The sequence below is a fragment of the Acinetobacter sp. YH16038 genome (assembly GCF_013417275.1).
Taxonomy (GTDB): Bacteria; Pseudomonadota; Gammaproteobacteria; order Pseudomonadales; family Moraxellaceae; genus Acinetobacter.
The window spans coordinates 1-6,602 of sequence record NZ_VPEG01000001.1; the positions used below are offsets into that span (position 1 = coordinate 1).

At 40.6% G+C, this 6,602-nt stretch carries 6 protein-coding genes and 1 tRNA gene; 5 read left to right on the top strand and 2 right to left on the bottom strand.

Annotated features, from left to right (window positions below; genetic code table 11):
• Nucleotides 1-152: DUF4372 domain-containing protein (locus tag FTV34_RS00005; RefSeq protein WP_180068255.1), on the bottom strand; the 152-nt coding region annotated here is incomplete at its 3' end.
• 277 nt (nt 153-429) lie between these two features.
• Between FTV34_RS00005 and FTV34_RS00010 the strand changes: the two genes are divergently transcribed.
• Nucleotides 430-1,368: a sensor domain-containing diguanylate cyclase gene (locus tag FTV34_RS00010; protein WP_180068257.1), complete on the top strand. Its 939-nt coding sequence runs from the start codon at nt 430-432 to the stop codon at nt 1,366-1,368.
• Nucleotides 1,369-1,899: 531 nt separating this feature from the next.
• Nucleotides 1,900-2,943, top strand: coding sequence for a hypothetical protein (locus tag FTV34_RS00015; protein ID WP_159123785.1), 1,044 nt, complete (start codon nt 1,900-1,902; stop codon nt 2,941-2,943).
• A 55-nt stretch (nt 2,944-2,998) separates the two neighbouring features.
• Here FTV34_RS00015 and FTV34_RS00020 read toward each other — a convergent pair whose 3' ends face one another.
• A complete protein-coding gene (locus FTV34_RS00020; protein WP_004782422.1) occupies nt 2,999-3,871 on the bottom strand; it encodes an ATP-binding protein in 873 nt (290 codons plus the stop codon).
• Nucleotides 3,872-4,060: 189 nt separating this feature from the next.
• Between FTV34_RS00020 and FTV34_RS00025 the strand changes: the two genes are divergently transcribed.
• The 3 genes from FTV34_RS00025 to FTV34_RS00035 all read left to right on the top strand — a co-directional run bounded on the left by FTV34_RS00025 (nt 4,061) and on the right by FTV34_RS00035 (nt 6,572).
• Nucleotides 4,061-5,569 carry a DUF3336 domain-containing protein gene (locus FTV34_RS00025; RefSeq protein WP_180068259.1) on the top strand — a complete coding sequence of 503 codons (1,509 nt, stop codon included), beginning with the start codon at nt 4,061-4,063 and terminating at the stop codon, nt 5,567-5,569.
• Entirely contained in the window at nt 5,541-6,380 is an 840-nt protein-coding gene (locus tag FTV34_RS00030) for a protein kinase (protein WP_180068261.1), read from the top strand. Before FTV34_RS00025 ends, FTV34_RS00030 begins: the two co-directional genes overlap by 29 nt.
• A gap of 107 nt (nt 6,381-6,487) precedes the next feature.
• Nucleotides 6,488-6,572: transfer RNA gene (locus FTV34_RS00035), tRNA-Leu, on the top strand.
• The last annotated feature ends 30 nt before the right edge of the window (nt 6,573-6,602 follow it).

Sequence of the window (6,602 nt, forward strand, 5' to 3'; positions counted from 1 at the left end):
GAGAATTGAGACATCAATATGGCAATAAACTGATCCCACCGGGAAGCCGCTCTAAATTTCTGTCCAACATGGTGTACTTTAGCAAGTTGTTCAAAATCCTGTCGCACAACAGGTTTAATTAGCTCATAAAATACGGTATTCTGATGTGACAAAACCTGAATCCTGGTCGTTAAAGTGTTTGTTTGCACTCATATTTTAACTGTTAGGACTCAGGTTTTTTTATTTAAAGCAAACTATGGGACAGCAGTGGCGTTAAGCCTCTTTTTTTATTGGATTGCTTTTGTGGAGTAGAAATATTCAAAAAATAATATTAATAAATTAATTATTTTAACTCTACCAGTAAGTGTTTTCTTATTGATACCGTAAAATAGTTTAATAATATAGAAATTCCACTCTATTATATGCGGAATGATGCAGAGACTATTTCGGATGGATAATATCAGTTTTAAAGGTTTTCAGGATGCGGGACAGGCAGTTTTAAAATATCTGCATCAGCATTTTGGCTTTAATTTATGGATGATCACCCGGGTAGAAGACAATGACTGGATTGTGCTGCAAAGCGAAGATCATGGCTATGCTGTCCAGCCAGGTCAGGTATTTGAATGGGCCAATTCTTTCTGCTGTCATATGGTCACAGGCAAAGGACCAAGAATCGCGCCTCGCTCTGAAGAAATTCCTTTATATGCGACTGCGCCAATTAACCAGCATTTCTGCATCAAATCTTATATTGGTCAACCACTCTTTAAAGAAGATGGCAGTCTATTTGGAACATTATGTGCAGTTGATCCTGAAGCCAAGTCAGATGCCATCATTCAGGATCTGGCGATGGTCGAGTTATTTAGCAAGCTTTTGAGCTCCATCTTACAAGCTGAATTGCGTCAGAACGAGCAAATCCGTCAGCAAGAACTGCTACAGCAACAAGCCAGTAAAGATGAATTGACTGGGTTATATAACCGTCGTGCCTGGGAGAAACTGCTACAGGCAGAAGAAGAACGTTGCAAACAGTACGGTCATCCTGCTGCGATCTTATTTATAGACTTGAATGACCTGAAAAAGGTGAATGATAGTCTGGGACACAAGGAAGGCGATCAATTAATTCAACATACTGCACAAGTCCTTCAGGAAAATGTACGTAGCAATGATATTGTGGCGCGTATTGGTGGTGATGAATTCGTAATCCTGAGCATAGAAAATGATAAAGCGGGAGCTGAGCGTTTGCTCGATCGCTTAATTGAAGCCTTTGCAGAAGCAAAAATTGAAGCTGCATTTGGTATGGCGATGCGTCATCCAACGACTGGCTTAGTTGAAGCACAGTGGCAAGCAGACAAAAATATGTTTGAGTACAAGCGCTGGAAAAAGTCTGTTTAAATATCTTTGATTTTTAATATTTTTAAGGGGGTGCCTGAGAATATTCAGCCATGAGCTGCCAAGTTTTTCCCACAATAAATAGAAGTAATTAATTTCCTTTTATTCTTATTTTTTTAGGTTTTATTCAAAGTTTAATTGTCTAGAAGCAACCTAAATTCTTCTTTAAGCCCAACCATTTAAAAGATAAATTTTCGACTTTTTAACCAATTGGTTACAAATTCTATAAGTATTGTTGCAAAGAAAATATGCGTTATCTAGGTTGATTTCTAAGAGTTAGTTATGAGCTCTAATAAGACCTAGCTGTAGAAGTAACACCTTATTCTTTAATAATCATTGTTGTATGAAATATACATTAAAATTACAGAGTTAATCCCTGATTTATTAAAAGATAAAGCACGATCAGAGTGCAAGAAATACTGTCCAGAAAAAATATCATCGACAGTTATTGGGTTTGTATTGTGTGATTTTAATACGCCCATCTTTCATTCTCATTGAATAAAAATGCAAAGAAATTCTAGGGAATAAAATTTTATGAAAAAGCAGATATCATTCTTTGGGCTGGTTTTGGTTTCAGGCTTGCTTACAGCATGTGGTGGCAGTGGAGGTAGTTCAGATAACCCTACAGTGACTACACCACCAAATGTTCCAGAGGAGAGTATTTCTCCTGAACTTTCAGAAGAATTTATTCCTTTTGAGGGTCGCGATATCATCGATAAAATCCGCGATAAAATTAACAATAGCACCAGTAATGATACGGACTATAACGTTGCGTTAGGTCATATGATTGGTGAGGTGTTTGCGGATTATCCTTATGGACGCACGGGCCGTATTATCAAGATTTATAATCTGGGTGTGAATAGCATCAAGTATCCAAATCTGATCTGTTCGGAGGTGAATACCAATGGTGCGGTGAAAACCTTTAAATTAAAAACAGATAAAAATAACTGTATTGTTCTGGATAAAACCTATCGCAAAGATTCAACCATTACCCAGACAGTCAATGGTGATACTACGACCTTGACCTTTAGCAATGTACGTTATGGTTCCAATGTTGATTTTAATCTAAAAGATGACTATCTGATTTCAGGTACGATTGTTCATACCAAAAGCAAAAACAATCTAGGTGCATTGGAAAGCTATAAAATTGACCGTCTGGAATTTCAGCGAGTAGCAGAAGACAAGAATGCAGGCAAATCTGGCGCTGAGTATGATGAGCTGAGCAAGGAATATCTGCTGGTGCGTAATTACAACTATAGCCTTGTAGATGACTATGGTAGTGGCAGTAATGGTATTCGTACCTTAACCAGCAGCGGCAGCATTATTGGTCAACCCAATCTGGCGGATTACCGTTATGGTTTTGATTTTAATACGACTACACCGTTCAAGATGGACGAAACGGTGTTGAATAATTATAAGCATCTGCCGAAAGAGGGTGTGCTTGAAATTACTGACAGTTATGATCAGGTGATTGAGGTCAAACAGAATCAGCCTGAATCCTTAAAAGCAACTGTCTATTTCAATGGCAGTGAGCTGGATGATCTGTTGTGGTCTACGATTATTGGCAATAAAAAATAAGAACTAACCTTATAAAAAAAGCTCCATCAAGGAGCTTTTTTATTTGGGGAAGAATTTACAGAGAATTCAACTGCTGCGAACCAATCCAGTGTTTAGAGAACTGATAGGCTGCGCGACCTGAGCGTTGACCACGCGCCTGACACCAGCGTAATGCTTCAGCACGGGCTTCAGCTGTCAGTTGCATATCTGCCTTTTTCAGATAATGCTCGACAATTTCCAGATACAGGTTTTGATCCATTGGGTAGAACGACAGCCATAAACCAAAACGATCCGACAAGGAAATTTTCTCTTCAATGGCTTCCTGTGGATGTAATTCCGTATATTGCGGTACATCCACTTTGGTTACCGGGGTATTTTCATGCATGAACTCCGGCAATAGATGACGACGGTTACTGGTCGCATAGATCACAAAATTACTTGAACCGGACTGTAATGAACCATCTAGCACACTTTTCAGACTGCGATAGTTTTCATCTTCCGCATTGAAGGCCAAGTCATCACAATAGACAATAAACTTTTCCGGACGACCGGCGATCAGTTGCTGAATTTGTGGAAGATCTGACAAATCATCGCGTTCAATTTCGATCAGACGTAGACCCTGATCTGCATATTCAGTTAACAAGGCACGCACAATCGAAGATTTGCCTGTACCGCGAGAGCCAGTCAGTAAGACATCATTGGCAGGTAATCCTTTTAGAAACTGCAAAGTATTCTGAATGACTTTTTCTTTTTGTCGCTCAATACCTTTTAAATCTGCCAGTTCAATCTGTTTGAGCTGGTGAATGGGTTTGAGTTCTCCTGCCTGCCATTTATAGGCATAAGCAGAAAAATCAGGACTTTGTTTTAATTCAGGCAGACTTTGCTGGAGCTGGAGAAGGACAGTAGAAAGAGCATTTAAGATATTGTCAGGTAAATCAATTTTCGCCATGATTTGAGCAGTACTTTTACAATTATGGCTAGAATACTATCACTGTAAAATTCACAGTCAAAGTCTGGAAAGTGTGATAATTTGCTTAAAGTGGTGAATTTTCGTTATTGTAGTACAAAGAAAATAGATGCCTGTTTTTTGTTCATGGCTGCAGGATGTCTGAAAATTACAATATAGGGAAGAGGGCAGATGCTGTTTAAAGATTTTACTCAGGATATCAATCCACATCAGGCCTATCGTATTAAAAAGCTGAAGCAGCAATTGCAACAGACTGAAACTTACGAAGAATGGAAATATATTGCCTTAAAGATCGATGAAGAATCTGGGGCACAAGAATGGAAACTGGATAATAGTTCACCGTATTTTGATGCTGAAGTGATTGCGCATCGACTGGGGAAATTAAGACGTTACCGTCAGCAGAAACGTACTCGTGACCTGATGTATATCCTGCGTGAAGGGCTAAGTTACGATATTGCCAATATCGCCCATCCTTTATTGTTTACCGTCACTTATGTCGGCACTAAAAAAATTATTGAGGATTATGTAGAAGAAGTCAGTCTGGGCCTGGCTTATATTGCTTCTGCACAATGTACCTGTCTGACTCTTGAAGAGAAAATTGAATATTTTGAGCACTGCCAACGTGCTTATGGTCAGCCAGCCTTAATGTTCTCGGGCGGTGCCACACTCGGTTTATTTCATACCGGTGTATGTAAGGCGCTAATGGAACAGGATCTGTTACCTCGAGTGATGTCGGGTTCCAGTGCTGGTGCAATTATGACCGCAATGTTGGGCGTTTCCAAACCTGCGCAGTATGTAGATATTTTAAAAGGCCATAACTTTTTCCATGAAGCTTTTCATTTCCGTACCATGAGTGAATTACTGAAAGGCAATGGCGGTCTAGCGGATGTTAAATACCTGAAAAAATTCCTGATTGAAAACTTGGGCGATATGACTTTTGAAGAAGCATTAAAAACTTCCGGTCTACATATCAATATTGCAGTCGCACCTTATGATGCTGCGCAGGATGCCCGGATCATGAATGCTTATACCTCTCCAGATGTACTGGTCTGGAGTGCGGTACTGGCATCTTGTGCCGTGCCGATTCTGTTCCCACCGGTACGTCTCACCAGTAAACGCCATGATGGTCAATATACGCCTTATATGGGCGCAACACGCTGGGTAGATGGTAGTGTCCGTAGTGATTTTCCGCAGGAGAAAATGGCGCGGCTGTACAATATTAATTACACCATCGCCAGTCAGGCCAATCCGCACATTGTGCCTTTTATGCAGGATGATATTTCACGCTTCCGTAAAGGGACTTTAAGCTGGCCGAAACGCATTGTACGCCGTCAGAGTGTGGTCTTTACCAAAGGGATTATGGATTTTGCCCGTGAGCATGCGGGCAGTTTGCCGCCAGTCCGCCGTTTGCTGGATCATGGTTATGGCGTGGTGGATCAACGTTATTATGGTGATGTCAATATCGTCGGTAAATATAGCCTGCGTCATTATAGCTATATGCTGCAAAATCCTCGTCCACATTTATTCAAGGTATTGCAGCGTGAAGGTGAGCGGGCGACCTGGCCAAAAATCTCCCTAATCGAAACTCAGGAGCGGGTGGGTAAAACTATTCAGCATTGTCTGGAACTGCTAAATTACCAGCATGCACCAGATGCCAAGCAAGAATATATTGTTACTTAACCCCGCCAAACTGCATCAGCTTGATTTCCAGCTTAAGACCAAAGCCCGAAGTCTGGGTTTTGGTCGCCGTCTTTATTATCTAGAAGTTAATCCGGAGACCGCGTCAGCACTTTGGTTAAAAACCCAGAATCTTGATTCAACGGCTATTTCTCGGTATGCCCAAACTGGCTTAAGTCATGAGCTGGACTTTTATGAAGCTTATGGTGAGCAAGAAGGGCGGACTTTCATGCTTCCGCATCAAATTATTCGAAAGCCATTTCAGATTAGGAATGAATTTTTCAATCAGGCTTTGATCTTACCTAATGCGCCAGCACATTTTGATATATGTCCTAAGCTGTTCTCGATTCAAGAAATTCGTCAGCATATGCTACGAGCATTAGAACCGTTGATAAGCTTACAAGAACTCGGGTATCTGCATGCTGATCTCAAACGAGAGCATTTTGTTATTTATCAGAAATGGGTCTGTTTGATCGATTTTGAGCAAGTTCAGCCAATCAATTCTTTAAACCAAGCAATGAACGCTACACCACGTTATATGGCGCCCGAATTGTTCCAAGGGCAAGCCAAGTCGCTACAGAGCGAAGTTTATGCGCTGGGTATCATTTTTTATGAGTGGCTTACAGGGCAACGTTTAGAAGCGACAGATTATCAAGATTGGGCATTATTGCATTGTCAGCATTTTAAACCTGAGCTTCCTGCACAATATCAAGCTTTGCAAAGCCTGTTACAAAATATGCTTCGAAAGCACTCACAGGATAGATTGTCTGATTTCAAAGCCGTAAAACAGGCCTTACTTACTGAAATTGCATGAGAAAAATACAATAAATTGTATATTGTTTTTTATTTAATCAAATGAGTGGTTTTTTCTTAAAAAGAGCTTGTCAGGCGAAATTGATCCCTATAGTATACACAGCCATCGGGGACGTGGCGAAATTGGTAGACGCACTGGATTTAGGTTCCAGCGCCGCGAGGTGTGAGAGTTCGAGTCTCTCCGTCCCCACCAATTTACTCAAGAGATTGAGTAAAATGGCCG

Bases quoted from the DNA above. Each gene is read 5' to 3' on its own strand.
- FTV34_RS00020 (WP_004782422.1), bottom strand. From the start codon at position 3,871: ATGGCGAAAATTGATTTACCTGACAATATCTTAAATGCTCTTTCTACT.
- FTV34_RS00030 (WP_180068261.1), top strand. From the start codon at position 5,541: ATGCCAAGCAAGAATATATTGTTACTTAACCCCGCCAAACTGCATCAG.
- FTV34_RS00015 (WP_159123785.1), top strand. From the start codon at position 1,900: ATGAAAAAGCAGATATCATTCTTTGGGCTGGTTTTGGTTTCAGGCTTG.
- FTV34_RS00010 (WP_180068257.1), top strand. From the start codon at position 430: ATGGATAATATCAGTTTTAAAGGTTTTCAGGATGCGGGACAGGCAGTT.
- FTV34_RS00025 (WP_180068259.1), top strand. From the start codon at position 4,061: ATGCTGTTTAAAGATTTTACTCAGGATATCAATCCACATCAGGCCTAT.